A 26,976-nucleotide genomic window follows, 5' to 3' on the forward strand; every position below is an offset into this window, starting at 1 on the left:
TCCCGCCCGCAGCCCGAGAAGCCCGCAGCCCCGAGAAGGAGCCCGCCATGCCCACCCTGCCCTGGATCACGCCGAACACCCCGCCGCCCGCCAACGACGGCAAGGGCGCCCCCGACGTCCACGTCTTCGCCTCCCGCTTCGAGACCCGCACCCTGTGGGGAGCGTTCCGCTTCCTCGCCCGGACCCCCGCCGTGTGGCGCCAGGTGGGGCGGGCGCCCGGCGCGTACGGCGCGTCCCTGCGGGCCCGGCCGTTCCGGCGGACCTTCTGGACGCTGTCCGCCTGGGAGTCGCCCCAGGCCCTCAAGGAGTTCGCCCGCGCGGGCGCCCACGGACCGGCGGCCGGCGGGCTGGCCGGGCAGATGAAGGACGCGAAGTTCGTCTCCTGGACGGCGAGCGGCGACAGCCTCCCGGCCGACTGGGCCGAGGCGCTGCGGCGCCTCGGCTGAGCCCGCACGCGCGCGTACCGGCGAGGAACGGCCCCGGCCGTTCCTCGCCCGTGGCGCTGTCAGTGGCTTCTCGTAGTCTTGGGCGCGTGCAGGAACTCCACGACGCCCCCCTCGCCCCGCTGACCACCTTCCGGCTGGGCGGTCCCGCGACCCGGCTGGTCACCGTCACCACCGACGCCGAGGTGATCGCCGCCGTCCGCGAGGCCGACGCCACCGGCACGCCGCTGCTGGTGATCGGCGGCGGCTCCAACCTGGTCATCGGCGACAAGGGCTTCGACGGCACCGCGCTGGCCGTCGCCACCAAGGGCTTCGCCCTCGCCGGCACCCGGCTGGAGCTGGCCGCCGGCGAAGTGTGGACCGACGCCGTCGCCCGCACGGTCGAGGCCGGACTCGCCGGCGTCGAATGCCTGGCCGGCATCCCCGGCTCGGCCGGCGCCACCCCGATCCAGAACGTGGGGGCGTACGGCCAGGAGGTCGCCACCACCATCACCGAGGTCGTCGCCTACGACCGCACCACCGGGGAGACGGTCACCCTCACCGCCGAGCAGTGCGGGTTCTCCTACCGCCACAGCCGCTTCAAGGCCGAACCCGACCGCTACGTCGTCCTGCGGGTCCGCTTCGCCCTGGAGGACGCCGCCGGGCTCTCCGGACCGGTCAAGTACGCCGAGACCGCCCGCGCCCTCGGCGTCGAGCCCGGCGACCGGGTCCCGCTGGCGGCCGCCCGCGAGACCGTGCTGAAGCTGCGCGCGGGCAAGGGCATGGTCCTCGACCCCGAGGACCACGACACCTGGTCGGCCGGGTCGTTCTTCACCAACCCGATCCTCACCGACGAGGAGTTCGCCGCGTTCCACGCGCCCGGCGTGGCCGCGGCGCCGCTCGGACCGGTCGTCGTGCCGGCGGTCGCGCCCTGCGACGGGGAGCCGGCCGGTGCCTCGGGGCTGCCGCCCTTCCGCGCGCCGGGGTCGGCGGGGAGCGCGGAGCCCGGCAGTTCGTTGCGCGGTCCCTCGCCGGGGCCGGGCACGACCACCCGGTCCGCGTCGCGCACGGCACCGCCGAGCAGCGAGCCGACCAGCAGCGTCACGCCGGTCACCAGGAAGGTGATCAGGGCCCCGCGGCGCAGCACGTACCGGCGCAGGTCCCAGAGGTGGGCGCGGGGGCCGAGCCGCCGCCAGGCGCCGCCGGCCAGCCGGCCGTCGACGGAGTAGACCGGCGCTCCGGCGATGACCAGCGGCGACCAGGCGGCCAGGTAGATGATGTCGGGCGCGTCGTAGGCGGGGACGCTCTTCCAGCTCACGGTGAGCAGCAGGGCCGCCGACAGGAACGCGCCGACCGCGGCGGCCACCCGCTGCCAGCAGCCGAGCACGGTCAGCACGCCGACGATGACCTGGAGGAAGGCGATGACCAGCCCGGAGCCGACCGGGTGGGCGAGGGCGAACTGCCGCAGCGGCTCGGCGACTTCCCAGGGGTGCAGGGTGTTCAGCCACTTCACCATGGAGCCGCGCTCGCCGCCGTCGAAGTAGACCGGGTCGCAGAGCTTGCCCATGCCGGCGTAGACGGAGATGAAGCCGAGGAAGACGCGCAGCGGCAGCAGCACGACGCCGAGGTTCATCCGGCGGCCGGGGTAGTAGGCGTGCCGGGCGGGGTCGTCGGCGCCCCGGCCGGAGCGCGGGTCCGCCGGGTCGAGGTCGTCGTCGAGGCCGTCCTCGTAGCCGTCCCGGTAGCCGTCCTCCGGGTAGCCGGGCGGCTGGAAGGCGGGTTCGTCGTAGGCGCTGCCGACGGTGCGCATGGCGGGCAGCAGCCGGGTGCCTCCCCCAGCGGGGGGACCCCCAGGCCGGCCGCCGGTGCGCTGGGCGCCGACGACGGGGGTCGGGACGGTCCCCGGGCCGAGGTCGTCGGCGCGGTCGTCGTACCCGTCGCCGTATCCGCCGCCGCCCGCGGCGCCGCCGTCGACGCGCGGGATGACCTGGGTGGCCCCGGCGTCGGCGGGCGCGGCGCCGGCCCGTACCGCCTGGAGCAGCCGGTGGGCACCGGAGTCGTCCGGGTCCGACCGGCCGCTCCAGACGACGGCCCGGCGCCGCGCGGGCGCGCCCGCGTGCTCGGACCCGCCGACGACGGGGATACGGGCGGTGTCCTGGGTGGCGCTCAGGTGCCGCGTGATCCGCGCGGACGTGGTCCGCCCCGCCGAGGCACCCAACCGGACGCGGAAACTCGCGTGGTTGACGATGACCTGGGCCGGATCGCTCGGCACCTTCACCATGCTCAGCGCGGGAGCGTCGTCGATTCCCGACGAGCGGTCCCCCGTGGGTGTGCGGGGTGTTCTGGTGTCCACACTCATCTAACCGAGTGACGTGACGTTAGGACACTGCCTTGACCACCGGTATCTGTCCGGACCCCGTCAAGATCGTCGGGGCGGGTGTTCCGGACGTGTTCAGGCCCGCTTGCGGGCCGCCTCGTACAGCACGACGCCCGCCGCCACACCGGCGTTGAGCGACTCCGCGCCGCCCGGCATCGGGATCCGCACCCGGTGGTCGCAGGTCTCGCCGACCAGCCGGGACAGGCCCTTGCCCTCGCTGCCGACGACGATCACGACCGGTCCGCCGAGCGCGGCCAGCTCGCCGACCTCGGTCTCCCCGTCGGCGGCGAGGCCGACCACCGTGACCCCGGCCTTCTTGTACTGCTCCAGGGCGCGGGTCAGGTTGGTGGCGCGGGCGACCGGGGTACGGGCGGCGGTGCCGGCGGACGTCTTCCAGGCACCGGCGGTCATCCCGGCCGCGCGCCGCTCGGGCACGACCACGCCGTGTCCGCCGAACGCCGAGACGGACCGGACGACGGCACCGAGGTTGCGCGGGTCGGTCACCCCGTCCAGGGCGACGATCAGCGCGTCCTCGCCCGCCTCGGCGGCGTCGGCGAGCAGGTCCTCGGGGTGCGCGTACTCGTAGGGCGGCACCTGGAGCACCAGCCCCTGGTGGTTGAGCCCGTTGGTCATCCGGTCCAGTTCGGGCCGGGGCGCCTCCATGAGGTTGATGCCGCCGCGGTCGGCGGCGAGCTGGAGCGCCTCGCGGACCCGCTCGTCGCTGTCGATGAACTGCTGGACGTAGAGGGTGGAGGCGGGCACGCCGCCGCGCAGCGCCTCGACGACGGGGTTGCGGCCGACGACCATCTCGGAGGCCGACCGGCCGCCGCGCCGGGCCTGGGTGCGGCCCTGGGTGCGGCGGGCCTTGGCGTTGGCGACGCGCTGCTTGACGTGTCCCTTGCGCATCTCGGCGGGCGGGGTGGGGCCCTTGCCTTCCAGGCCCCGGCGCCGCTGGCCGCCACTGCCGACCTGCGCGCCCTTCTTGCCGGACATGCGGCGGTTGTTAGCGGCCATGAGTAGGTGTCTCGCTTCCTGAGATGTGGTCGGTACGTTCTATGCAGTGTGCCGCCCGGGGGGCCGGGCGGCACAGTCGATCTTCGGTGACCGAGGGGAACCGGGTGCGGGTCAGCGGGGGCCGAGGCTCCAGCGCGGGCCCTGCGGGCCGTCCTCGATGACCAGCCCGGACTGGCCGAGCCGGTCCCGGATGGCGTCCGCGGTGGCCCAGTCCTTGCGGCCGCGGGCCGCCTCCCGCTGGTCGAGCACGAGCCGTACGAGGCTGTCGACGACGCCGCCCAGGTCCTCACCGGTCTCGGTGTCGCCGGCCCAGCGGGCGTCCAGCGGGTCGAGTCCCAGGACGCCGAGCATGGCCCGCACCTCGGCGAGCCGCGCGACGGCGGCCTCCTTGTCGTCGGCGGCCAGCGCGCTGTTGCCCTGCCGGACGGTGGTGTGCAGGACGGCGAGCGCCTGCGGGACGCCCAGGTCGTCGTCCATCGCGTCGGCGAAGGCGGGCGGCACCTCGGCGGCGGGCTCGACGGCGGTGCCGGCCAGTTCGGCGGCGCGCTGCACGAACCCCTCGATCCGGGCGAACGCCGTCTCCGCCTCGCGCAGCGACTCCTCGCTGTACTCGATGGTGGAGCGGTAGTGCGGGGTGCCCAGGTAGTAGCGGAGCACGATCGGCCGCCACTGCTTGACCATCTCGCTGACGAGTACGGAGTTGCCGAGCGACTTGGACATCTTCTCGCCGCTCATGGTGACCCAGGCGTTGTGCGCCCAGTACCGGGCGAAGGCGTCGCCGAAGCCTCTGGCCTGGGCGATCTCGTTCTCGTGGTGCGGGAAGATCAGGTCGATCCCGCCGCCGTGGATGTCGAACTCCTCGCCGAGGTACTTGTGCGCCATCGCCGAGCACTCCAGGTGCCAGCCCGGCCGCCCGCGTCCCCAGGGCGTCTCCCAGCTCGGCTCGCCGGGCCGGGCCGCCTTCCACATGGCGAAGTCCCGGGGGTCGCGCTTGCCCGTGGCACCCTCGTCGGGCTGGCGCAGGTCGTCGATGTCCTGGTTGGACAGCGACAGGTAGCCCGGCAGGGAGCGCACGTCGAAGTAGACGTTGCCCTCGGCCTCGTAGGCGTGGCCGCGCTCGATGAGGCCGCGCATCATCTCGACCATCTCGGTGATGTGCCCGGTGGCGCGGGGCTCGTAGGTGGGCGGCAGGCAGCCGAGGGCGGCGTAGGCGTCGTTGAACGCCCGCTCGTTCTCGTACCCGATGGACCACCAGGGGCGGTGCTGCTCCGCCGCCTTCTTGATGATCTTGTCGTCGATGTCGGTGACGTTGCGGATGAACGTGACGTCGTAGCCGCGGTGGGCGAACCAGCGGCGCATGATGTCGAAGTTCAGCCCCGACCGGATGTGCCCGATGTGCGGGGCGGCCTGCACGGTGGCACCACACAGGTAGATCGAGACGCAGCCCGGCACGAGGGGGGCGAAGTCACGGATCTGCCGGGCGCTGGTGTCGTACAGCCGAATAGTCACGAGTCCAGGGTAGTGGGCCGCGAGCAGTGCCCCATGACTTTTGGGTGGGTGAGGCCCCCCGCCCGGGTCCGGGCGGGGGGCTGCTCTTCTCTACCGACCTACCGACCTACCGACCTACTGACCTACTGACCTACTGACCGAGCCGGGTGGCCGAGTGGGCCGGCCCCTGCTGCTCGCGCTACTCCTGCTACTCCTGCCGCTCGGAGACGACCAGCGCCGTCGCCACCGCCATCAGTCCCTCGCCGCGCCCCGGGAAGCCCAGCCCGTCCGTGGTCGCGCCGGACACCGACACCGGCGCCCCGGCCGCGTCGGAGAGGATCCGCTCCGCCTCCGCCCGCCGCTTGCCGACCTTGGGCCGCGCGCCGACCACCTGCACGGCGACGTTCCCGATCCGGAACCCCGCCGCCCGTACGATCCGCGCCGCCTCCGTCAGCAGCGTCACCCCGGACGCCCCGGACCACTGCGGCCGGCCGGTGCCGAAGTGCTGGCCGAGGTCGCCGAGCCCAGCCGCCGAGAACAGCGCGTTGCAGGCCGCGTGCGCGACCACGTCGGCGTCCGAGTGTCCGGCCAGTCCCGGGCCCTCGCCCTCCCACTTCAGGCCGGCGCACCACAGCTCCCGCCCGTCCTCGAAGGCGTGGATGTCGGTGCCGATGCCGACCCTGGGCAGTACCAGGTCAGAAGCCATCGTTCAGCCTCCTGCGGGCCACGACCGCCTCCGCCAGCACCAGGTCCAGCGGCCGCGTCACCTTGAACGCCTCCTCGTGCCCCGGCACCACCACGACGGTCCGCCCGAGCTGCTCGACCATGCTCGCGTCGTCGGTCACGTTCTCCGTCACGGTCTCGTGCGCCCGTACCAGGATCTGCCGGTCGAAGCCCTGCGGGGTCTGCACCGCGCGCAGCCGGGCCCGCTCGGGGGTGGCCACCACCGGCTCCGGGCCGCCCGGCGCGGCGGCCGGCGCGACCTCCTTCACGGTGTCGGCGAGCGGCAGCGCCGGCACCACCGCCGGCGCGCCGCCGCGCACCGCCTCGATGACGGAGTCCACCGTGTCGACGGGGACCAGCGGCCGGGCCGCGTCGTGCACCAGGACGACGTCGTACTCGGGCGGCAGCGCGCCGAGGCCGAGCCGTACCGACTCCTGCCGGGACGCCCCGCCGGGCACCACCGCGAAGTCGGTCCGGTCGGGCAGCGCGTGGGCGTCGAGCAGGCTCTTGACCTCGGCGGCCCCGTCGGGCGGCGCGACCACGACGACCAGGGAGACCGCCCGGGAGGCGGCCATCGCGCGGACGGCGTGGATCAGCATGGGCGTGCCGCCGAGCGTGCGCAGGGCCTTGGGGGCGCCCGGACCGAGGCGCACGCCCCGTCCGGCGGCGGGGATCACGGCGGCGGTACGGGACCCGGCGGACCCGCCCGCCGGGCCGCTCTCGGAGCCGTTCGCGGCGGCAACCACGGGCGAGGGACGCGATTCGTCAGACATCGGTTCCTGTCAGGTTTGTGTGCTGGCCTGGCGTGGGTATGGCCCTGGGAGTGCCGGGCGCGACGCCTTGACCGGACCCTTCCGTGACACCGGTCGAGACAGCTGCCCGGGCCCGGCACACCAGGACCGGGGAAGAACATTCTCCGGGTGCGAGAACCCGGGCACGAACATGCCGCAGCGCCCGCGACGGCAAAGCCGTCATCGGGCACCGCGGCATTTCATGTGTGGAACCGAGCGGTGTGGAGCCGGGCGGTTCCGCCGTGCTTCAGGAGGAATGCCTCGGGAGGGGGTCCCTCAGGAGGCGAGCACCTCGTCGAGCAGAGCTTCGGCCTTGTCCTCGTTGGTGTTCTCCGCGAGAGCCAGCTCGCTCACCAGGATCTGGCGGGCCTTGGCGAGCATGCGCTTCTCACCGGCGGAGAGTCCGCGCTCACGCTCCCGGCGCCACAGGTCACGTACCACCTCCGCGACCTTGATGACATCGCCGGAGGCCAGCTTCTCCAGGTTTGCCTTGTAACGACGCGACCAGTTCGTGGGCTCCTCGGCGTACGGCGCGCGCAGCACCTCGAAGACCCGGTCCAGCCCGTCCTGACCGACCACATCACGCACGCCGACGAACTCCGCATTGTCCGCTGGCACACGTACCGTCAGGTCGCCCTGGGCGACCTTCAGCACCAAGTAGGTCTTGTCCACGCCTTTGATCTGGCGAGTTTCGATAGCCTCGATCAGCGCGGCCCCGTGATGGGGATAGACCACGGTGTCGCCAACCTTGAACGTCATGTGACAGGTACCCCTTCCGTGGCTATCCAGGGTAACACGGAAACGGCGGGTTCTGAATGGCGTTTTCGCAGGTCAGGGCATATCTCGGGGCTTGACAACAGCAACCGGAACGTGCTGCGCGGGCCGACCGGAAGAAGGTATTCGCAGGTCGGAGCGGCTCTTCGGGGTGGGTGAAACGCCGCCGTCACACTCGTCCGGAGGCACGGCCGAGTGACCGAACATCCCCATATGTCCGATTCCATCCGTGCGACTTCCGCTACTCCGTTCGATGTCCGGAGTGGGCTTCCGGACGATTCCGAAATTGATCACGACACGTTCGTGCCGCGTTCGCGCTACCCGGCTCGTGATCAATTCCGGGCCGCCCGCGCATTCCCGCACAGAAAATGTGCGGTCCGTTCGGCGGCCGGTATGCCGGACGGGTTCTTATCCGAATGGCGGATGCGCGGGTGGCCCAATGCGACCGGTGCGGGCCGTGCGGAACGGGCCGCGACGCGCCGCTCTCCGGGCGAAGCGGGAGCCCAGGGGGGAGGGTCGGGTGCGGCGGCGGGCGACCCGGTCGGTAACCTGAAGCCGCTGACCACCACTTAGGGCGGCTTTATCCCTGCCGCCGCCTCTGACGAGTCAAGGAGTTGCCGCCGCCGTGAGCAGCAGCCTTCGACGCGGCGCCCTCGCCGCCGCCGCCATCGCGTTCTCGATTCTCCCGCTCGCCGCGTGCGGCGCCGGCAACAGCGCCCAGACCCTGGAGATCAAGCCGGACAACGCGGCGACGAGCGTCGGCGACATCAAGATCCAGAACGCCATCGTCATCACCCAGCCCGACCTGGAGTCGACCGGCCCGGCCGCGATCTCCGCCACCCTCTTCAACGGCGGCTCCACCGACCAGAAGCTGGAGTCGATCCGCGTCGACGGCACCGGCAAGACCGCCGAGCTGAAGCCGGTCAAGGGCAAGGAGCTGACCGTCCCGGCCGGCGGCTCGCTGGTCATCGGCGGCAAGGACAACGCCGCCGCCACCCTGCCCAGCAGCCGCGAGGCGGTCAAGGACGGCAACGCGCAGAAGATCACCTTCACCCTCAGCAAGACCGGTGACGTGAGCCTGAAGGCGTTCGTCGTGCCGGCCGAGAACTACTTCACCTCGTGGGGCCCGAGCGAGGTGCCGACCGCGCCGGAGGCCTCCGAGGACCCGTCGACGTCGACCGCCTCGGCCGACGAGCAGACCGAGAGCGAGCCGTCCGGCGACGCGTCGGGCGACGCCGGTTCCGGCTCCAAATCGGACAGCTCCGAGTCGGCCGGCACGGAGTCGGGCTCCCCGACCGACGCGGCCTCCGCCAGCGTCTCCGCCGACGCGGACACCGCCGGCCACTGAGCGCCGTAGCGCCGGCCCCTGCACGCCGTGGCGCCGGTCACTGAACGCCGTAGAACCGGTCACTGAACGCCGTAGAACCGTGCGGTACGCCGAAGGGCGGGACCCCCGACGACCGGGGGCCCGCCCTTCGGCGTACCGCACGCGGGGCGCGGGCCGGTCTACGGCTCGAACTTGTAGCCGAGACCGCGGACCGTCACCAGGTACCGCGGCGCGCCCGGGTCCGGCTCGATCTTGGCGCGCAGCCGCTTGACGTGCACGTCGAGGGTCTTGGTGTCACCGACGTAGTCGGCGCCCCAGACCCGGTCGATGAGCTGCATCCGGGTCAGCACCCGGCCGGCGTTGCGCAGCAGCATCTCCAGCAGGTCGAACTCCTTGAGCGGCAGGTCGACCTTGGCGCCGGCCACGGTCACCACGTGCCGGTCGACGTCCATCCGGACCGGCCCGGCCTCCAGCGCGGCCGGGGTGACCTCCTCCGGCTCGCCGCGGCGGCGCAGGACGGCGCGGATACGGGCGACCAGTTCGCGGGTGGAGAAGGGCTTGGTGACGTAGTCGTCGGCCCCTATCTCCAGTCCGACCACCTTGTCGATCTCACTGTCCTTGGCGGTCACCATGATCACGGGGACGTTGGAGCGGGACCGCAGCTGACGGCAGACCTCGGTGCCCGGCAGGCCGGGCAGCATCAGGTCGAGCAGGACGAGGTCGGCGCCGTTGCGCTCGAACTCGTCGAGTCCGTCGGGCCCCGTGGTCGCGACGGCGACCTCGAAGCCCTCTTTGCGGAGCATGTACGACAGGGCGTCGGAGAAGGACTCCTCGTCCTCGACGACGAGCACACGGGTCACGGAAGGACCTCCGGGGCGGGAAGCGTTTCGTACGGGGATGGTGCGGGGGGTGTGACGGAGGACGCGCCGGTGGCTGCGGCGGGACGGCCGTCGTCGGGGTCGTCGGGGTGCTCGGCGTCGTCGGCGAGTCCGAAGCGGTCGGGACGCTGCCGTGCGCGGACGCGGGCCGAGCCCGCCTCCGGCAGCCGCAGGGTGAAGGTGGAGCCCTGGTTCTCGGCGCTCCACACCGTGACCTCCCCGCCGTGCGAGGCGGCCACGTGCTTGACGATCGCGAGACCCAGTCCGGTGCCGCCGGTCGCCCGGGACCGGGCCGGGTCGACGCGGTAGAAGCGCTCGAAGATGCGCTCCTTGTCCTTGTCGGAGATGCCGATGCCCTGGTCGGTCACGGCCACCTCGATCATGTCACCGCCGGCGGCGGCCACCCGCCGGACCGCGATACCGACGCGGGTGCGGGCGGGCGAGTAGTTGACGGCGTTCTCGACCAGGTTGCCGAGGGCGGCGGCGAGCTGGCCGCGGTTGCCGTGCACCCGCAGCTCGGCGGTGCCGCCGGCGGCCATGGTGATCTGCTTGGTGCCGGCCGCGTGCCGGCAGCGGTCGATGGCCTCGGCGACCAGTTCGTCGACGCGGACCGGTTCGGCGTCCTCCAGCGGGTCGTCGTTCTGCACCCGGGAGAGGTCGATCAGTTCCTGGACGAGGTTGGTCAGCCGGGTCGCCTCGATCCCCATGCGCCCGGCGAACCGGGTCACCGCCTCGGGGTCGTCGTAGGCGTCCATGACCGCCTCGGACAGCAGCGAGAGCGCGCCGACCGGGGTCTTCAGCTCATGGCTGACGTTGGCGACGAAGTCGCGCCGTACCGCTTCTATCCGCCGGGCCTCGGTGAGGTCCTCGACCAGCAGCAGCACCAGCCGGGAGCCGAGCGGCGCGACCCGCGCGGAGACCGCCAGCGCCTCGCCCCGGCCGGTGCCGCGGCGCGGCAGGTCCAGTTCCACCTGGCGTATCTCGCCGTCCCGCCGGGTGTCGCGGGCCATCTGGAGCATCGGGTCGACGGCGAGCTTGCCGCCGCGCACCAGTCCGAGGGCGTACGCCGCCGAGCTGGCCTTGACCACGGCGTCCTCCTCGTCGAGTACGACGGCGGAGGACCTCAGTACCGACAGGACGGTGTCCACCCCCGGCGGCAGCACGGGGTCGGTGTGCAGCGAGGTGCGGGTGGGGCGCTTCTGGTCGCGCTCGCTCCAGCGGAACGCGAGCATGGCGATGACACCGGTCACCGCTCCGGCGATCGCTGCCACTGCGGCGACCGCCGCGTTCACGTCCATGCGTCCAGGTTAGGCATGCGGAACGGCCGGGCCGAAGCCATCGGAGTGCGACCTCGAACACTCGTCGCCCAGAGTTCACCTTGGAGCCAGTGCTGGTTCATTTGAGGTGCCGGAAACGGACGCGTACGGGCCGGAACGTGGCAGCGTGGGAGTGAGTACCCCCTGGACAGGACCCCTCCTGCCCAGGAACCCCCAGGCGGAACGTACGAGAGGGAACCGAAGATGCGGGACGCGTACCACGAGGAACTGGATTCGATCGGCGACGGACTGGTGGAGATGGCCCGGCTGGTCGGGTCGGCGATCGGGCGCGCCACGACCGCCATCCTCGACTCCGACCTGAAGCTCGCCGAGAACGTGATCGAGGGCGACCAGAAGGTCGACGACCTCCAGCACGACCTGGAGGCCAAGGCGATAACCCTGCTGGCCCGCCAGCAGCCGGTGGCGACGGACCTGCGGATCGTCGTGACGTCGCTGCGGATGTCGGCGGACCTGGAGCGCTCCGGCGACCTGGCCCAGCACGTCGCGAAGCTGGCCCGGCTGCGGTACCCGGAGCGCGCGGTCCCGCAGGACCTGCACGCCACCATCCTGGAGATGGGCCAGCTCGCGCAGCGCCTGATGGCGAAGGCGGCGGAGGTGATCATCACCAAGGACGTCGACCTGGCGCTCCAGCTGGAGCAGGACGACGACGAGATGGACCTGCTGCACCGCACCCTCTTCCAGCACCTGATGGAGGAGAAGTGGAAGCACGGCATCGAGACGGCGGTCGACGTGACGCTGCTGGGCCGCTACTACGAGCGGTACGCGGACCACGCGGTGGCGGTGGCCAAGCGGGTGGTGTACCTGGTCACCGGTGAGCACGCGGACGAGCTCCAGGCGGACATCCAGCCGGTGACGGGGGTGGAAGGCGCCTGAACCGGGCGGGCGGCGGGGGCGCGTGCGGCGGTGCGTGCGGTAGTGGGCGCGGGGCGCGTACCGGCGCCCCGATGCGCCGTTGATGCGACCGCCGCCCTGGGCATCCAATGGGCACAGGCATCTGCCGCTAGGAGGACCCATGGCCGAATCCCCCAGCACCACGCCCGACCCCGCACAGGAACGCCGGACCGAGCAGCCCGCCGAGATGAAGGCGCTGCCCCTGATCGCCGCGTGCGGCTGCGGTTCGGGCTGCGGCTGCGGCTGCCAGTCGGGCAGCCCCTGCCAGTGCGGCTGACGGTTCGGAGACGAGGCCGAGGGCCCCGGCGACGCGTTGTGTCACGCGCTCGCCGGGGCCCTCGGTCGTCGTCGTCGCCGGGTCGCCCGGTCCTCCGTACGGACGCATCCTGGAGGTGAGGGGCGGACGCACGCGAGTTTGTGGGAGGTGCGGAGCCATGACCCGGTTCATGGACGTCCATCACGGAATGCACGGCATCACCGCCGACCAGCTCCACCAGGCGCACCAGGCCGACCTGGCCGTCGAGCAGGACGAGCGGGTGCACTTCGAACGTGCCTGGGCGGACCCGGACTCCGGCACGGTCTACTGCCTCTCCGAGGCGCCGTCCGCGGCGGCGGTCCAGCGGGTGCACGAACGGGCCGGCCATCCGGCGGACGAGGTGCACGCGGTGCCGCTCACGGTGTGAGGCGGGGCGGCGCCTGTGCCGCGACGGGATGGTCTGCCGACTCGGCCCGGAACGCTCAGGCCCCCACGGACTGCCGTCCGTCGCCCTGGCCGGGTCCGCCCGGTCCAGTCGGTCGGCCGCGGGGCGGTGCGGCACGCACTGCACGGCGCCGGCTGGACGCGGGCCCTCTAGCGCGCTGTGTGCCGGGCCTCCTCCACAGCCGAGTAGGACGCGGGCCCCTCGTCCAGTGGAAAGTCCTCGTCCTCCCCGAGATCCGGGGCCACGAACGGGTTCGTCGCGGGCGGCGGCGACGCGGCGGTGGCGTAGCGAGGCGCTCCTTCCGGAGCGGAGAACAGCGAGGTCGATTCGATGAGAGGTCTCCCGTTCGGGTGCGAGCGAGCTGCTGTTACAGCTTGCTCATCTTGGAGTACGGACTGAGAATCCGCTGCTGGGCCGACCCGAAGTCGACGAGCGCGGCGATCCCGTCCTCGATGCCGATCACGCGGCCGAGGCCGTACATGTCGTGGGTGACCTGGTCCCCCACGGCGAAGTGTTTGAGGGGCGGCGCGACCGGGGCCTTGAAGGGGCTGGTCGGCAGATGGCGCTTCGGTGCAGATGGCTTTGTCATTGTCCTCAGTATGGACCCACCCGCGCCACTCGGTACGGCCTCAGCGGCCCGGAGATCGAGCCGGTTCGCGTTTCTCCTGTTCAGCAGCGGTTCGCTGCAGCGGACCTGCCCTGAATCGCGACCGGAAGGCATGATGGTCCCATGCCGAAACTGCCCGTACGGCCGGTCCATGATCCCTCCCACGGTTCCGTGCTGTCGCTCTGGTCCAAGGACTCGGTGCTGTCGATCGGTTCGGTCGGCTCGGTTCTGTCCATCGGCTCGGTGGGCTCGGCCCTGTCGATCGCCTCGATCGGCAGCGCCCTGTCGGCCGGCTCGATCGGTTCCGCCCTGTCCCTCATCTCCACCGGGTCGTGGCTGAGCACGGGGTCCTTGCTGTCGGCGCGGTCGCGGTGGTCGGTGGTGTCGGTGGGGGTGTCGGGCGGGGTTCTGGCGGCGGCAGTGGCGGGGTGCGCGGCGGTAGGAGGTGCGGTGCTGCTGACCCGGACGCCGCGCGAGCGGTCGCTTCCGGCATGACCTTCGGCAGGGCCGGCGGGTGTTCGTGGTGCGTGCGAGACTCGCCGGCGCCATGTCCAGCGGCACCGGCGAGCAGATCGAGGACGCCCTGGCCGACACCATTGAGCAGGTAGAGGCCAACGGCTGGGCCCTGGAGCGGATGACCGGCCTCTCGTCGGGCGACAGCTCCGCGTTCGGCACGTACAGCGTGGTACTCGTGTTCCGCCGGGGCTGAGACATCTGTGCCGGTACGTTATGGGGCGGTGGGCCCGCGCGCCTGGTGGTCGTCATTGGCCGCTGTCGAGCGCTCTCGGACGGCCCAGAGACGGCCCAGCTTCGCCGCCCTCGCCTGACGGCCGACACCTTCGACGCGCCCAGGCCGAACCTCGGCCGGCGACAGCCCGCCACGACGGCGGGGTGCGCCGACCGACCACCCACGCGTGTGCCTCGCTGCACCCCCACCGGCCTCAACGGCGCTGCCTGCTTCGACAGCCAGCGCCCGACGGCGGCGACCGGCCCGAGCCCCTCAGATTGGGAAACGACAGCGCTTGCGGACCCCGCGCACGCGTAACTTGCGTAGACGGGCCGCTGAGGGCCACCACGGCGGTGCCGTAGGGGCACCCCTGTCGACTGCCCCTGACCGGCTGCTCGGGCACGCCGAGGGCATGCCGCTCGACGAGGTGGCCGATCGCTCTCCTCAGTGGCGGACTGGAGCGCCCCGGCCGTCGACTACTACTTGCTGACGGCGAACCGCATCAGAGCGTGCTCGTCGCCCTGCTTGACCTTCCCCGTATCGTTGACGACCTCCAGCTTCCAGCCGCCGCCCACGCGCACGGCCTTGGCCACAGCGCAGGCGTTGTCCCGGCTGAGCAGGCTGGGCCAGATGTCGGCGACCTGCTGGGTGCTGCCCCCGGTCGCGTCATAGACCTTGAAGCTGATGTTGCGCGCCTTCTGGAAGTCGCTGCCCTTCTTGTAGGCGGCGGCGACGAAAACGACGGACGTGATGGGGGCGGGGAGGCGGGCGAACTCGACCGTCACCGTTTCGTCGTCGCCGTCCCCGTGCCCGGTCTGGTTGTCGCCGCTGTGCAGGAGCGAGCCGTTGCCCATGGGGTCGAGGGAGTCGAGGCCGGCCAGGCGTACCGGGTCGCCGCCCTGCAGGGCGACGGCGATGAGGTCGAGGTCGGTGCCGGTCTTGCGGCGGAGCTTACCGAGCACCCCGCCGCTGCTGCCGGCGGTCGGGTCCCAGGAGACGCCGATGGACAGGTGGGTCACCCCGTCCAGGTCCGCGGGGCCGTCTTCCTTCGTCAGCGTGATCATGCGCTAGCCATCCTCCGTTTTCGTGCCTACGGCACAGAGTCTGCCCCGCGCTCTCTGCTTCCGGGTCGGCGGGTGCCGTCAGCGCGTATCCGGGGTACCTGAGGGTGCCGGCGAAGTGGCTTTGTTCACGAGTTTCGACAGCGATTGTTCAGCACTTCGGGAGGCACCGACACCGCGCTGTGTTCGATGGTCAAGATGGATCACAGCGCCCGGTCCGTGGCGCTTCAGTCCTTCCGGCGTGCGGCGACGGCGTCTTCGCCGAAGGACGCGGTGAGTGCCCGTGCGATCAGGTCGGGCAGTTTGGTGTGTCCGTCGTCTTCGACCCAGCGCGTCAGTGCCGTGTGCATCGCGGCGATGCAGGCACTGGTCGCTGCCTGGGCGTGGAACGCGGCGTCGGGATCAGTCGCGTCATCCCCGAGGGCGTCGACGATGGCCTGTTGCAGCGCGTACTGGTTGTCCAGGTGCCGGGCCCGTAGCGCAGGCGTCGAGACCATGAGCCGGAGGCAGTCCAGCAGGAACCGTTCGTTTGCTGCCCGTTCGTCTCCGTTGCCGCCGGTCGAGATCGTGGCCGCGTCGATGAGCGCGCTGCCGACGCGGCGCACCAGAGGTTGCACTGCAGACGACGCTGCGACGTGCTCGGCGATGAGCTGGGCGGGCTGGTCGATGAGGACGAGGTCCTCCTTGGTGGGGAAGTGCCGGTACACGGTCATTGCGGAGACGCCGGCGGCCTCGGCGACGTCGGCCACCGTTACCGCGTCGTAGCCGTGGTCGGTGAACAGGCGCACCGCGTGCGCCTGGATCAGGCGCCGCGTCTCGGAACGCCGTCGTTCCCGCAGGGTTGGTTGCCGCTCACTCATGTGCTAGACACTACCATCATGTTAGTAACTAACATTCGGATGGGTGAAGGCATGGGCGATCTGATAGGCAGAACGGCTCTGGTGACGGGCGCGTCGCGCGGCATCGGGCAGGCAATCGCGGCTCGGCTGGCGGCCGAAGGAGCCACGGTGATCGTGCACTTCGGCACGGACGAGGGCGGGGCCGCGGCAACGCTCGACGCGCTGGAACACGCCGGCGGGACCGGCTTTGCCGTCCGAGCCGAACTGGGCGTGGACGGCGACGTCGAGACCCTCTTCGCCGGCGTGGAGGCCGGCTTGGGCGGTCGGCCGCTCGACATCGTCGTCAACAACGCCGCGGCCGCACCGGCCGGCGCGCTCGGTGTCACGACGCGGGCGGAGTTCGACCACTTGTTCGCGGTGAACGTGCGGGCACCGTACTTCATCATCGAGCGTGCACTGCCTCTGTTGCGCCAGGGCGCCCGGATCATCTCGATCTCGTCGGTGGCAACCCGGATGGCCAACGCGTCCCAGACATCCTTCGCCATGACGAAGGGCGCGATCGAGACGATGACCAAGACCCTCGCCGGCCAACTCGGTCCTCAAGGAATTACGGTGAACGCGGTCGCTCCTGGGGCCACCAGGACAGCGAGCAACGGAGCTGTCTTCGACGTGCCGGGCCTCACCGAACAGATCTCGGGCATGACGGCACTCAGCAGGCTGGGCGCGCCCGACGACGTAGCCGACGTGGTCGCCTTCCTCGCCTCCGATGCCGCCCGCTGGGTCACTGGGCAGATCCTCGACGCGAGCGGTGGCCTGTTCCTCGGTCCACGCATCTGAGCAACGAACACTTGGCGAGGGCAGCGCATCGCGCAACTCCACACAGCGTTCCGGCTCCCCGGCATCCGGCCACGGAGTTCGCGCAGGAACTCGTTCGGCGGACCGACTCGACCGGAACCTGCGCTGCCCGCTGCCGTGAACTGTTCGATTTCTGCGGCGCTTCGAGTGCCGCCCGATCTCGTGTACAAGCGCTGTCGGTTCTCGTGAACAAAGCCAGATCCCTGTATCTGGCACGGTTGTGGCACGAACCTCAGCCGACGACAGTCAGCCACGACGGTGGGCGCGCCGACCGACCAGGCGCGTGTGTGTCTCGCTGCACCCCCGCCGGCCTCAGCCACGCTACTGGCTTGCGCCGTCGACCAGAGCAAACGATGGCGTCCCTTGACGTGGTGTAGCCGTTCTTGGCTGATGTGCGCCCCCGGCTCGCCACCGCGTTGCCCCTGGTGGACCGCTCGTGCGCCCTGAACGAGGACGGGCCACCGTGCAACTCTCCGCGGTGAACGGTGAATCCGACCCGGAGGTGCACGATGGCCCTGGCCCATGATGACCTGCTCCGCCTTCTGGAGTCACTACGCTCGGCGGACGGACTGGAAATCGTCCGGACCGCGGCCGAACGAGTCCTGCAAGAACTGATAGAAGCCGAGGCGACACAGCACATCGGTGCCGCATGGGGCGAGCACACCGAGACCCGTACCGCCTACCGCAACGGTCACCGCGAACGGACCCTGACCACCCAGGCCGGCGACCTGGAACTCACGATCCCCAAACTCCGCGCCGGCACCTTCTTCCCCAGCCTCCTGGAACGCCGACGCCGCGTCGACCAAGCCCTCTACGCCGTCATCATCGAGGCATACGTCCACGGCGTGTCCACCCGCAGCGTCGACGACCTGGTCAAAGCCCTCGGCTCGGACACCGGCATCTCCAAGAGCCAGGTCTCCCGGATCTGCGGCGACCTCGACGAAAGCCTCACGGCCTTCCGCAACCGTCCCCTGGACCACACCCGCTTCCCCTACCTCTATCTCGACGCCACCTACCTCAAGGCCCGCGTCGACCACCAGATCGCCTCCCGCGCCGTCGTCATCGCCACCGGCGTCACCGAGGACGGCGGCCGGGAAGTCCTCGGCCTCATGGTCGGCGACAGCGAGAACGAGACGTTCTGGACCACCTTCCTGCGTGACCTGCGCAAACGGGGCCTGAACGGGGTCCGTCTCGTCATCTCCGACCAGCACCTCGGCCTGGTCGCCGCCATCGCCAAGGTCATGATCGGAGCCGCACACCAGCGCTGCCGCGTCCATTTCGTCCGCAACGTTTTTTCCGTGATCCCGAAGCAGCACGCCGAGATGGCCGCCGCGACCATCCGCACGATCTTCGCCCAGCCCGACGCCGTCTCGGTCCGCAACCAGCTCGACACCGTCGCTGACGCCTTCGGCAAGCAGTTCCCCAAGGTGAAGGAGATGCTTCTTGACGCCAAGGACGAGCTGACCGCCTTCGCCGACTTCCCCCACCAGCACTGGAAGAAGATCCAGTCGACCAACCCGCTGGAGCGCCTAAATCGCGAGGTCAAACGCCGGGCCGACGTCGTCCAGGTCTTCCCCAACGACGCCGCCGTCGAACGCCTGGCCACCGCCGTCCTGATCGAGCTGCACGACGAGTGGATCGCCTTCCCCCGCCGCTACCTCTCCAACGAGAGCATGGACAGCCTCTATCCGGACAAGAACACCCTGCTGCCCGCCACCGACGAATGATCCCCTACACCACGCCAAGGGGCACGACCGAGCAAACCACGACGGCCGGCCCCGTCACGACGGCGCGCGAGCTATCAGCTTGGGAAGCTAGGGGTACTTTGGGCTTGCAAAGGAGCTGACCTGCAGTGAAGTGGTGTCGACCGCCCGGCGGGCGGTCGACTGGTTCCCGGTGTTTCCCGTGCTTCCCCATGGGATCTGGCACACACCTGGCACGGACCGTAGGAACCCCCTCAGAGCACTGACAAGGTTCCGTCACTCATTGCTGAGCGTCGGGGCCATCTCCGGAAACCTCAACATCGGCCTCTGGCCGCTGCAATAATAACTGCATGGACTGGCGATTAATTCTTGACTACGTGAAGGTCTTGATTTGGCCGAGCGTAACGGTCGTACTCGGGTTGACGTTTCGCAAGCAATTAGCGAAGTTGTCGCAGCGAGTGGACTCAGTGGAAACCCCGGTGGGATCACTTACTTTTGCCACACAGGCAGACGCTATCGCGCAAGAAGCAGAGAGTGTCGAGCATGCCCTCGTTGCAGAAATTCAGGAATCCGTAAGTAGCGACGATGCGGACAGTGGAATTATCGAGAGTCGGCAAATGATCGCGAAGATTCGACGCGTCACTTCGAGGGTCTCGCGAGTTGAGGGAAGATTTGCCGAGCTTTCCGCTGCGTCGGCAGGAGATCCGGCAGGTGCGGTTTTGGGAGCATGGAGGGAACTGGAGCTCAATGCATCGCGTGCTGCATTGACGCGGGTTAGTCGACAAACGGGTATCTTGCGCGTTATTGAGGAGCGCGGTTTTCTTCCGGAGCACTTGATTCGACTCACGCATGACCTAATGCAGCTCCGTGACAGGGTTGCCCACGCCGGTGACGTCTCACTGACGGAGAGTGACGCGAAGGCTTACGTTGCCGCGGCTCAAACCGTCTCTGATGCGTTAGAGCTAGCCCAGACACCGCAGGCGCGATACCTCCGCTACGAACGCGCTCTTCAGAGCGTCCTTTACTCGCTAAATCTGCCCGTACAGAAGTCGAATGTTGACCGCGGAGTCGATTTCCTGGTGGGAGATTACGACGGTGTCGTGGGTATTGAGGTAAAATTCAGCTCCCGCGGCCCTTACTTGAAACATTCAGTAGAGATGGTGGCGGCGCGACATCAGCCCTCTATGATCCCCGTTCTGATTGTCGTGAATGCCCCACTTGGCGCCAATGTGGCCGGAATGCAATTCGATCCTGATTCGACCTCTGTTTGTGAAGTCATCCAGTGGAGAAATCAGGAAGATAATAATCAGTTGATTCAAGCTCTTTCTCGATGCGGTGTTTCGTACTGAAAGCTGTGACTGGGAGTGACGCGTGTTGCAGAGAGCAACAGGTTGATAGAGCGGCTTTGGGCTGGAGCTGATTTGGGGCGAGTGATTTTGGCCCCGTAAACTTCCGGCGCGTCGGGCAGTCTGTGGACCTGCCCGGTAAAGCACGACGTTCCCCCTCTCTGACTCCAGGCGGCTGATCGCTGTAGAGCGCGGCACGGGCGCCGGCCGGGCTGGAGCGGGGCGGAGACAGGAGCGCAGGCCCGGCCGGGGGGGTCGGGCCGCGCGCGGGGAGCGGAGCGAGCCGCCTTGAACCAGTAAAGAAGGTTGTAACTCAGGTGGCGTCTGGGATGTGCCAGAGTGGGGCTGCGTACTGCTCCGGGCGTCTGGTGAGCAGGAGTTGGCGCAGGCTGCTGCGCTGAGTGCCGTTTAGGTTCAGGGCCTCAGTGAGGTGGCGGAACGTCGTGTGTGTGACTCCGCGGGTGCGGGCTTCCGACTCGAACTCGTCGACCTGGCGCAGTACCGCCGCCTCGTCGAGCGGGGCCGACGGCTGGTCCTTCAGCCACAGGGCCTTGTTGCGCTCGTAATCGATCTCCGCAAAGCCGCACACCTCGCGGCTGTGGGCCTCGACCTCGTCCAGGGTCGTCGTCGCCGTGATGGCTCGGGCAAGGGTGTTGTGGCTCAGCGCCTCGTCCAGGTCGACTTCGTGGACACACGGGCTTTCGTCCGTGAGCGGTACCGGTAGGCCGGCGTCGCGTACCTCGCAGATGCCGCGCGTCCCTTGGGCCGTCGCCGCGAGCATCCCCGTGGCTTCGGACGGGTGCCACTCCAGGACGTTGCCGACCGGGGCCACGTCCTGCGCCGTGAGGGTGTGGACGACGGGTCCCAGCAGCGGACGGAGATCCTCCGCCGACAGCTCGCCGTCGAGACCGGGGCCGGCGACCAGGAGTCGGACCGGGGCGTTCACCTGGCAGCACGCGGCAAGCGTCACCGCGTCGGCGAGCGGGCTTTTCAGGGTTGGTTCGTCGCCGCGGGCGAGGATGTCTCCGCCGACGTCCAGGAGGTCGATTGACTCGGGCGCCAGGTGCGCCAGCAGCTCTTCCAGCTGGCGCGTCACGCCCTCGACTCCATGGGTGGGGTCCAGCAGGGCGAGTGTCTGTGGGAGTTCGGACGCGAGGCGCGGGAGCGTCGATCCTGCGGGAGCGACTGGGCGGGCGGTGGCCGGTACTGACCACACGGACGGGGTGATGGCTTCCAGGCCGGTGAAGTCGTGCGCGCCGCGTGGGCCCGGTACCGGGTCGATCAGCAGGCGGTCCCACGCGTACGTGAGGATCACCGCCTGGTCCTCGTCGCCGTACAGGGCGGCGTGAAGCATTGCGGCGGCTACGGCGTCGCCTCCGCCTCCTGCTGCGACGATCAACCGCGTCATGTGGTCAACGTTACGGGTTTTGGTCTTTTCCATTCACCCTATAGTGGCTAAAGGCCATAGCCACTTGGACGAGGAGGGGACGTGCCGCAGATCGAGGAGGCGCAGCCGAAGTATCTCCAGATCGCTCACCACATCCGCGATCAGATTCTTCGGGGCGACCTGCGAGCGGGTGACGAGGTGTCGTCGGAGCGACAGTTGGCGGCGGACTGGAAGGTGTCCCGCCCGACTGCGGCCCGCGCCCTGGAGGCGCTCAGTCATCAGGGGCTCGTCGAGAAGCGGCAGGGCTCGGGGACCTATGTGCGCAGCCTGGAAGTCAACCGGCGGGCGCGGGAGCTGTACGGCCGGGCTCGTCAGACCGGGAAGATCTACACGCCCGGTGAGTACGCGGTGATCACGTCGGCCGGGTGGATGGACGCTCCGGACCACGTGGCTGAGGCTCTCGGGCTGGTGAAGGACCGCCGGGCCGTGCACCGCCGGCGCGTGACCAACAACCAGGACGGCCCTATCACGTTGTCGACCTCGTGGTTCGCCCCGGACGTCGGGCAGCGGGCGCCCAGGCTCACGGACCCCGGGCGGATTCAGGAGGGGACCCTGATGTACGTCGAGAACATGACCGGCCGGCAGGGGAGTTACGCCGAGGACCGGATGTGTGCCCGGAGCGCCACCGAGGAAGAGGCCGCCGACCTGGAGCTGCCACCGGGCTCCGCCGTGCTGATCGTTCACCACGTCGTCTACGACATGCAGGACCGGCCATTGGAGTTCGCCGAGGCGACCTACCCGCCGCACCGCTGGGCGTTCGAACAGGGCTATCCGCTGGCGTGACATGACGGGGCGCCAGTTATGCGTAACGCTTGCGCGGGCGAGTGGCTAATGCCACTATCCAGTAAGTGGCCAAGGCCACTTACTGGAAGGGGGCACCGGGTGTCAGGTCGGCGGCCGGATCAGGGCGCGTGCGCAGCATGCCGGGGACGCCGGGGACGCGGATGGCAGCGCGTCGCTTCGCGTACGTCGGCGGTCCTCGCCACCACCGACGACCACACCCGTGCCGCATCGAAGCGGCGCTGCCTCGACTTCGACGGCAGCGGCAAGGAGTGAGCGCGGATGACCTACCGGTTCAACCGCTTCCCCAGCGAGGAATCACCGTGGCTCGGGGCAATGACACTGCACCCGGTTCCGGAGTCCGTCCCTCGGGCTCGACGCTGGTTCCGGCAGTTCATCGCCCCGTACAACCCGGCCTGCTCGGTCGACGACTGTGCGCTGATGATCTCCGAGCTGGTCACCAACGCCATCCTGTACGGACGGGCGGACGAAGAGTGGTGTGTACGCGTGGAGTGGTTCCGTGAGGACACCTCGCTTCGCGTGGAGGTACACAACCCCGGCTTCCCGGTGAACGTGCGCATGCGCCGACCGGACGCCGATGACGCACACGGGCGCGGACTGCTGCTGGTCGACGCCATAGCCGAATCGTGGCACTGCGGGCCCAGCCGCTTCGGCGGGACGATCGTCTCCTTCGTGATGGCCGATGCCTGGCCTTCCTGAGGGGAGGAGCGCCCCGCTTCTCCACCTGCTCAGGGATGGTCGCTGGTCTCGTTGGCCGGAGTAGAGACAGGAGCCGGAGTCCGGAGAGCGCATGGCCCTGTCGTCCTGACGGCTCGGAGACATGACAGAGGCAGCGAAAAGCCCTCCACCGTCGGGTAACCCGCAGGTAGAGGGCTTCTTCAGGTGGGCTTACTTCTTCTTCCCCTGGTTCTTGACCGCCTCGATGGCGGCGGCGGCCGCGTCCGCGTCCAGGTAAGTGCCGCCCGGCTTCACCGGCTTGAAGTCGGCGTCCAGTTCGTAGGAGAGCGGGATGCCGGTCGGGATGTTCAGGCCCGCGATGTCCGCGTCGGAGATGCCGTCGAGGTGCTTGACCAGGGCGCGGAGCGAGTTGCCGTGGGCCGCGACCAGGACCGTGCGGCCGGTCAGCAGGTCGGGGACGATCGCGTCGAACCAGTACGGGAGCATGCGGACGACGACGTCCTTCAGGCACTCCGTCTGCGGGCGCAGCTCCGGGGGGAGGGTCGCGTAGCGCGGGTCGGCGAACTGGGAGTACTCCGCGTCGCGGTCCAGGGCCGGCGGCGGGGTGTCGTAGGAGCGGCGCCACAGCATGAACTGCTCCTCGCCGAACTCCGCGAGGGTCTGCGCCTTGTCCTTGCCCTGAAGGGCGCCGTAGTGGCGCTCGTTCAGGCGCCAGCTGCGGTTCACCGGGATCCAGAGGCGGTCCGCGGACTCCAGCGCGAGCTGCGCGGTGCGGATGGCGCGCTTCTGGAGGGAGGTGTGCACGACGTCGGGGAGCAGGCCGGCGTCCTTCAGCAGCTCGCCGCCGCGCGTCGCCTCCTTCTCGCCCTTCGCGGTGAGGTTGACGTCCACCCAGCCGGTGAACAGGTTCTTCTCGTTCCACTCGCTCTCGCCGTGGCGGAGGAGGATCAGCTTGTACGGTGCGTCGGCCATGGGTCCGAGCGTAATCGAACCCGGCACCCGGCCCGCGCGGGGGCGGAGCGGTGGGGCGGGGTGTTAATCGGGTGGCCCCCGGGACGTCAGATGAGTAAGTTGTGCTGGCCGCTATAGGTGCTTACATCTGTTCTACGGGAAGTCCTCGGGGGAGCCATGCCAGCCGCCAGTCCGATACGTGCCGTGCGGGAGTCCGTCTCCGGGCTCCCCCGCGAGTTCTGGTGGCTGTGGACCAGCACCCTGGTGAACCGGCTGGGCGCCTTCGTCGCCACGTTCATGGCGCTGTACCTGACCCTCGACCGCGGCTACTCCGCCTCCTACGCCGGGCTGGTCGCCTCGCTGCACGGGCTCGGCGGGGTGGTCTCCTCGCTGGCCGGCGGGGTGATGGCGGACCGGCTGGGGCGGCGGCCCACGCTGCTGGTGGCGCAGACGGCCACCGCTGCCTCCGTGGCGCTGCTCGGCTTCATGCGGGACCCGGTCGCCATCGCCGCCGTCGCCTTCCTGGTGGGGGCGGCCTCCAACGCCTCGCGGCCGGCCGTGCAGGCGATGATGGCGGACATCGTGCGGCCCGCGGACCGGGTGCGGGCGTTCTCGCTCAACTACTGGGCGATCAACCTCGGCTTCGCCGTGTCGTCCATGGCGGCCGGGTTCATCGCCGAGTTCAGCTATCTCGCCGGGTTCCTGATCGAGGCCGGGATGACGCTGGCCTGCGCGGTCGTGGTGTTCGTGAAGATCCCCGAGTCGCGGCCGACGGTCAGCAGGGCGGCCGTGGCCGACGAGACACCGGTCTCGCTCGGCACCGTGCTGCGCGACGGGCGGTTCATGGGGGTCGTCGGGCTGTCCTTCCTGGTCGCGCTGATCTTCCAGCAGGGGTCCGTGGGGCTGCCGGTGGCGATGGGGCAGGCGGGCTTCACCGCGGCCGACTACGGGCTGGCCATCGCCGTCAACGGCCTGCTGATCGTCGTACTCCAGATTCCGGTGACCCGGTTCATCGAGCACCGTGATCCCCGCCGGCTGCTCGCCCTGTCGGCCCTGCTGGCCGGGTACGGGTTCGGGCTGACCGCGTTCGCCGGGTCGGTCGGCGTCTTCGCCCTCACCGTGTGCGTGTGGACGCTGGCCGAGGTGGTCAACGCGCCGACCCAGACCGGACTGGTGGTACGGCTCTCCCCGGCGCACGGGCGGGGCCGGTACCAGGGCATGTACAGCATGTCCTGGTCGGTCGCCGCGCTGGTCGCGCCGCTGATGAGCGGTTTCGTGATCGACCGGTTCGGCGCGGCGTGGCTGTGGGGCATGTGCGCGGTGATCGGCACGCTGGCCGCCGTGGGGTACGCGGCGCTGATGCGGCGGTTGCCGGCGGAGGGATCCGCGGTCGCCGAGGGCGGGCCGGCGACCGCGAAGACGGAGGTCAGCCGGGCCTGAGCGGGACCTTTCCGGCAACGGCGTCGAGAAACGTCACTTCCGTGCCGACCAGGAACTGCTCACGTTCGGCCAGGAACCGCTTGGTGTGCGGCTGCGCCTCATGCGCCTCGAACGCGGCTCGGTCCGCGTACAGCTCGTAGAAGACGCGGATCAACGGCTCGTCGGCCGGAACATGCGTGACGTACGCCAGCGTGCCGGGCTCCTGTCGCTTGATCCCCTCCATGGTCTCGGCACACAGCTGGTCGAACGCAACCGCCGCTGTCTGATCGCGCAGCGTGAAGCGCACCACGAGACCCAGGCCTTTACTCATGCACACCCCGTTCCTTCGTGGCGTACCGAGTCCGTCAAGGACGCGGCAGCACGTCACCACACGCGATGTCCGTGCGACGTACCGTAGTCAACAGGACCGTCTCGCGGGGAGTGTTCCATGCAGCTGCAAGAAGAACCCGGCATCGGGGACCGGATCGCCCGGCTGCGCATGCGGCGGAAGCTGACCCAGGAAGGACTCGCCGAGCGGGCCCGCCTGTCGGTCGACATCGTCCGCAAGCTCGAACAGGGAGTCCGGCAGACCGCCCGCCTCGCCACCATCAACGCGTTGGCGCGTGCGCTGGACGTCGAACCGTCCACCCTCCTCGGCCAGCCCGCCACCTTCGAGGTACGAGGCGAGGCGGAGCCGCCCTCCGTGCTCGCGTTGCGGCAGGCCGTCTCGCCGGTGTCCGATCTGTTCGATCTGGACGGCGAGGAACCGGAGGCGGAAGACCCGCCCACGATCGCACGGTTGCGGGCCTCCTTGCGGTCCACGGAGCGCATCCGGCGCGAGGGGCGCATAGGGGAGATCGGGTCCCTGCTCCCGCAGTTGATCGAGGACGCGAAGGCCGCGGCGCGGTACCACAGCGGTGCCGACGCGGCGGCGGCCCACTCCGTCCTCGCCGAGGCGTATCAGGTCGCCGCCACCACGCTGACGGCTCTCGGGAAGGAGGACGCCGCCTTCACCGCTCTCGAACGTTCCATGGCCGCGGCCAGGAAGGGGGACGATCCGCATCTGGAATCGGTCGGCTGTTCCAGTCTCGCCTGGGTCCTCACCAAGCAGGGCCGTCTGACCGACGCCGAGCGGGTCGCCCTGTCAGCGGCCGAACGCGTCGAGCCCGGCTTCAGGTCGCCGCCCCTCGAACTCGCCCTGTGGGGCATCCTGCTGCTCCGCGCCGCCACCGCCGCCGTCCGGCTGGAGCGGCGGGACACCGTCCGAGATCTCCTCAGCATGGCCACAGCGGCAGCAGCCCGGATCGGTACGGACCGGCTCGATTACGCGACCCCCTTCGGCCCGGCCAACGCGGGTGTGGCGGAGGTCAACTTTCTGGTGGAACTGGGAGACACCGCGGAGGCGCTCCGGGCGGCGCGGACGGTGACCGGCCTGGCGTCACTTCCACCGACGTGGCGGGCCCGCTTCCATGTGGACCTCGCTCTCGCGCACGCGGACCTCGGCAGGGACGACGGTGCGCTCCAGGCTCTCCTGGCGGCCGAGCGTGCGGCGCCGGAATGGCTGCGGTACCACTCCACGAGCCGCCGACTGGTGACCGACCTGCGGAACCGGGAGCGCCGACGGACCTCTCCCGTCCTGGAACTCGCGGAACGCTTGAACATCGAGGAGTAGGACGTCCTGTCCCAGTCGCCCCGGACAGTGGCACGCAGCGTCACTGTCCGTACCGAATCATGCGCTCTGGCGTCATAGCACCGTCGTCGATGGCGGAACCCCCGTGACCGCTGGCACGGCCCGGGGGCATGGCCCATCCGAGGAAAG

General features: G+C 70.1%; 27 protein-coding genes and 2 pseudogenes. 15 read left to right on the forward strand and 14 right to left on the reverse strand.

The genetic code is table 11. From position 1 onward, the window contains the following. Window positions 1-47: 47 nt before the first annotated feature. Together ACTT8P_RS05080 and ACTT8P_RS05085 are read left to right on the forward strand one after the other, a co-directional pair. Window positions 48-446 carry a DUF3291 domain-containing protein gene (locus tag ACTT8P_RS05080; protein ID WP_442830302.1) on the forward strand — a complete coding sequence of 133 codons (399 nt, stop codon included), beginning with the start codon at window positions 48-50 and terminating at the stop codon, window positions 444-446. 86 nt (window positions 447-532) lie between these two features. After that, a pseudogene (locus tag ACTT8P_RS05085) lies at window positions 533-1,300 on the forward strand (UDP-N-acetylmuramate dehydrogenase); the annotation flags it as partial. A gap of 494 nt (window positions 1,301-1,794) precedes the next feature. Here the strand turns inward: ACTT8P_RS05085 and ACTT8P_RS05090 are convergent. The 6 genes and pseudogenes from ACTT8P_RS05090 to ACTT8P_RS05115 form a co-directional block, all read right to left on the reverse strand. Continuing rightward, a pseudogene (locus ACTT8P_RS05090) lies at window positions 1,795-2,781 on the reverse strand (hypothetical protein); the annotation flags it as partial. Between the two features lie 93 nt (window positions 2,782-2,874). Further along, window positions 2,875-3,813, reverse strand: a complete 939-nt coding sequence (gene rlmB / locus ACTT8P_RS05095; RefSeq protein WP_442830303.1) for a 23S rRNA (guanosine(2251)-2'-O)-methyltransferase RlmB — start codon at window positions 3,811-3,813, stop codon at window positions 2,875-2,877. Between the two features lie 111 nt (window positions 3,814-3,924). Beyond that, the gene (cysS, locus tag ACTT8P_RS05100) at window positions 3,925-5,322 is read right to left on the reverse strand and encodes a cysteine--tRNA ligase (protein ID WP_442830304.1); all 1,398 of its coding nucleotides are present in this window, start codon (window positions 5,320-5,322) and stop codon (window positions 3,925-3,927) included. 187 nt (window positions 5,323-5,509) lie between these two features. Beyond that, entirely contained in the window at window positions 5,510-6,007 is a 498-nt protein-coding gene (gene ispF, locus ACTT8P_RS05105; RefSeq protein ID WP_442830305.1) for a 2-C-methyl-D-erythritol 2,4-cyclodiphosphate synthase, read from the reverse strand. Beyond that, window positions 5,997-6,797, reverse strand: coding sequence for a 2-C-methyl-D-erythritol 4-phosphate cytidylyltransferase (ispD, locus tag ACTT8P_RS05110; protein WP_442830306.1), 801 nt, complete (start codon window positions 6,795-6,797; stop codon window positions 5,997-5,999). The genes ispF and ispD overlap by 11 nt, the downstream gene beginning before the upstream one ends. A 294-nt stretch (window positions 6,798-7,091) precedes the next feature. Further along, on the reverse strand, window positions 7,092-7,574 hold the full coding sequence (locus ACTT8P_RS05115) for a CarD family transcriptional regulator (RefSeq protein WP_003953493.1): 483 nt from the start codon (window positions 7,572-7,574) through the stop codon (window positions 7,092-7,094). Window positions 7,575-8,214: 640 nt separating this feature from the next. Here ACTT8P_RS05115 and ACTT8P_RS05120 point away from each other — a divergent pair. Beyond that, on the forward strand, window positions 8,215-8,937 hold the full coding sequence (locus tag ACTT8P_RS05120) for a DUF461 domain-containing protein (RefSeq protein ID WP_442830307.1): 723 nt from the start codon (window positions 8,215-8,217) through the stop codon (window positions 8,935-8,937). 158 nt (window positions 8,938-9,095) lie between these two features. Here ACTT8P_RS05120 and ACTT8P_RS05125 read toward each other — a convergent pair whose 3' ends face one another. Together ACTT8P_RS05125 and ACTT8P_RS05130 are read right to left on the reverse strand one after the other, a co-directional pair. Beyond that, the gene (locus tag ACTT8P_RS05125; protein ID WP_215166158.1) at window positions 9,096-9,776 is read right to left on the reverse strand and encodes a response regulator transcription factor; all 681 of its coding nucleotides are present in this window, start codon (window positions 9,774-9,776) and stop codon (window positions 9,096-9,098) included. Then, window positions 9,773-11,092 carry a sensor histidine kinase gene (locus ACTT8P_RS05130; RefSeq protein WP_442830308.1) on the reverse strand — a complete coding sequence of 440 codons (1,320 nt, stop codon included), beginning with the start codon at window positions 11,090-11,092 and terminating at the stop codon, window positions 9,773-9,775. The genes ACTT8P_RS05125 and ACTT8P_RS05130 overlap by 4 nt, the downstream gene beginning before the upstream one ends. A 222-nt stretch (window positions 11,093-11,314) precedes the next feature. Here ACTT8P_RS05130 and phoU point away from each other — a divergent pair, with 222 nt between their 5' ends. From phoU to ACTT8P_RS05145, 3 genes are all read left to right on the forward strand, one after another. Continuing rightward, window positions 11,315-12,004, forward strand: a complete 690-nt coding sequence (gene phoU, locus ACTT8P_RS05135) for a phosphate signaling complex protein PhoU (RefSeq protein ID WP_361156103.1) — start codon at window positions 11,315-11,317, stop codon at window positions 12,002-12,004. A gap of 139 nt (window positions 12,005-12,143) precedes the next feature. Further along, window positions 12,144-12,299, forward strand: coding sequence for a hypothetical protein (locus tag ACTT8P_RS05140; RefSeq protein ID WP_442830309.1), 156 nt, complete (start codon window positions 12,144-12,146; stop codon window positions 12,297-12,299). Window positions 12,300-12,456: 157 nt separating this feature from the next. After that, a complete protein-coding gene (locus ACTT8P_RS05145; RefSeq protein WP_361156102.1) occupies window positions 12,457-12,705 on the forward strand; it encodes an SCO4226 family nickel-binding protein in 249 nt (82 codons plus the stop codon). A gap of 385 nt (window positions 12,706-13,090) precedes the next feature. On the opposite strand, the gene ACTT8P_RS05150 is transcribed toward ACTT8P_RS05145, so the two are convergent. Beyond that, window positions 13,091-13,312 (reverse strand): hypothetical protein, encoded by a 222-nt coding sequence (locus ACTT8P_RS05150; RefSeq protein ID WP_361156099.1) that lies wholly within the window; start codon window positions 13,310-13,312, stop codon window positions 13,091-13,093. A 141-nt stretch (window positions 13,313-13,453) separates the two neighbouring features. Between ACTT8P_RS05150 and ACTT8P_RS05155 the strand changes: the two genes are divergently transcribed. After that, complete coding sequence (locus ACTT8P_RS05155) at window positions 13,454-13,825, forward strand: hypothetical protein (protein ID WP_442830310.1); 372 nt, start codon at window positions 13,454-13,456, stop codon at window positions 13,823-13,825. Window positions 13,826-13,877: 52 nt separating this feature from the next. Beyond that, window positions 13,878-14,039, forward strand: coding sequence for a hypothetical protein (locus ACTT8P_RS05160; RefSeq protein WP_442830311.1), 162 nt, complete (start codon window positions 13,878-13,880; stop codon window positions 14,037-14,039). A 497-nt stretch (window positions 14,040-14,536) separates the two neighbouring features. On the opposite strand, the gene ACTT8P_RS05165 is transcribed toward ACTT8P_RS05160, so the two are convergent. Both ACTT8P_RS05165 and ACTT8P_RS05170 read right to left on the reverse strand, forming a co-directional pair. Next, on the reverse strand, window positions 14,537-15,121 hold the full coding sequence (locus ACTT8P_RS05165) for a TerD family protein (RefSeq protein WP_442830312.1): 585 nt from the start codon (window positions 15,119-15,121) through the stop codon (window positions 14,537-14,539). 224 nt (window positions 15,122-15,345) lie between these two features. After that, entirely contained in the window at window positions 15,346-15,978 is a 633-nt protein-coding gene (locus ACTT8P_RS05170) for a helix-turn-helix domain-containing protein (protein WP_442830313.1), read from the reverse strand. A 51-nt stretch (window positions 15,979-16,029) separates the two neighbouring features. On the opposite strand from ACTT8P_RS05170, the gene ACTT8P_RS05175 reads away from it, so the two are divergent. The 3 genes from ACTT8P_RS05175 (at window position 16,030) to ACTT8P_RS05185 (ending at window position 19,864) form a co-directional block, all read left to right on the forward strand. Beyond that, window positions 16,030-16,794, forward strand: coding sequence for an SDR family NAD(P)-dependent oxidoreductase (locus tag ACTT8P_RS05175; protein WP_442830314.1), 765 nt, complete (start codon window positions 16,030-16,032; stop codon window positions 16,792-16,794). Between the two features lie 527 nt (window positions 16,795-17,321). Next, complete coding sequence (locus ACTT8P_RS05180; protein ID WP_442830315.1) at window positions 17,322-18,539, forward strand: IS256 family transposase; 1,218 nt, start codon at window positions 17,322-17,324, stop codon at window positions 18,537-18,539. 326 nt (window positions 18,540-18,865) lie between these two features. Then, complete coding sequence (locus tag ACTT8P_RS05185; protein ID WP_442830316.1) at window positions 18,866-19,864, forward strand: hypothetical protein; 999 nt, start codon at window positions 18,866-18,868, stop codon at window positions 19,862-19,864. A gap of 310 nt (window positions 19,865-20,174) precedes the next feature. On the opposite strand, the gene ACTT8P_RS05190 is transcribed toward ACTT8P_RS05185, so the two are convergent. Further along, window positions 20,175-21,269 (reverse strand): DUF1152 domain-containing protein, encoded by a 1,095-nt coding sequence (locus ACTT8P_RS05190; RefSeq protein WP_442830390.1) that lies wholly within the window; start codon window positions 21,267-21,269, stop codon window positions 20,175-20,177. An 81-nt stretch (window positions 21,270-21,350) separates the two neighbouring features. Here ACTT8P_RS05190 and ACTT8P_RS05195 point away from each other — a divergent pair, with 81 nt between their 5' ends. Together ACTT8P_RS05195 and ACTT8P_RS05200 are read left to right on the forward strand one after the other, a co-directional pair. Next, entirely contained in the window at window positions 21,351-22,091 is a 741-nt protein-coding gene (locus ACTT8P_RS05195; protein ID WP_442830317.1) for a GntR family transcriptional regulator, read from the forward strand. A gap of 279 nt (window positions 22,092-22,370) precedes the next feature. Beyond that, window positions 22,371-22,808 (forward strand): ATP-binding protein, encoded by a 438-nt coding sequence (locus tag ACTT8P_RS05200; RefSeq protein WP_442830318.1) that lies wholly within the window; start codon window positions 22,371-22,373, stop codon window positions 22,806-22,808. 189 nt (window positions 22,809-22,997) lie between these two features. Here the strand turns inward: ACTT8P_RS05200 and ACTT8P_RS05205 are convergent, their stop codons facing one another. Next, on the reverse strand, window positions 22,998-23,759 hold the full coding sequence (locus ACTT8P_RS05205) for a phosphoglyceromutase (RefSeq protein ID WP_442830319.1): 762 nt from the start codon (window positions 23,757-23,759) through the stop codon (window positions 22,998-23,000). 156 nt (window positions 23,760-23,915) lie between these two features. On the opposite strand from ACTT8P_RS05205, the gene ACTT8P_RS05210 reads away from it, so the two are divergent. Then, window positions 23,916-25,178 carry an MDR family MFS transporter gene (locus ACTT8P_RS05210; RefSeq protein WP_442830320.1) on the forward strand — a complete coding sequence of 421 codons (1,263 nt, stop codon included), beginning with the start codon at window positions 23,916-23,918 and terminating at the stop codon, window positions 25,176-25,178. On the opposite strand, the gene ACTT8P_RS05215 is transcribed toward ACTT8P_RS05210, so the two are convergent. Beyond that, complete coding sequence (locus ACTT8P_RS05215; protein ID WP_442830321.1) at window positions 25,165-25,488, reverse strand: putative quinol monooxygenase; 324 nt, start codon at window positions 25,486-25,488, stop codon at window positions 25,165-25,167. The two genes, ACTT8P_RS05210 and ACTT8P_RS05215, sit on opposite strands and share 14 nt — an antisense overlap. A 117-nt stretch (window positions 25,489-25,605) precedes the next feature. Between ACTT8P_RS05215 and ACTT8P_RS05220 the strand changes: the two genes are divergently transcribed. Then, entirely contained in the window at window positions 25,606-26,829 is a 1,224-nt protein-coding gene (locus tag ACTT8P_RS05220) for a helix-turn-helix domain-containing protein (RefSeq protein WP_442830322.1), read from the forward strand. Window positions 26,830-26,976 lie beyond the last annotated feature (147 nt).

The organism is Streptomyces sp. JW3 (genome assembly GCF_052216785.1).
Taxonomy (GTDB): Bacteria; Actinomycetota; Actinomycetes; order Streptomycetales; family Streptomycetaceae; genus Streptomyces.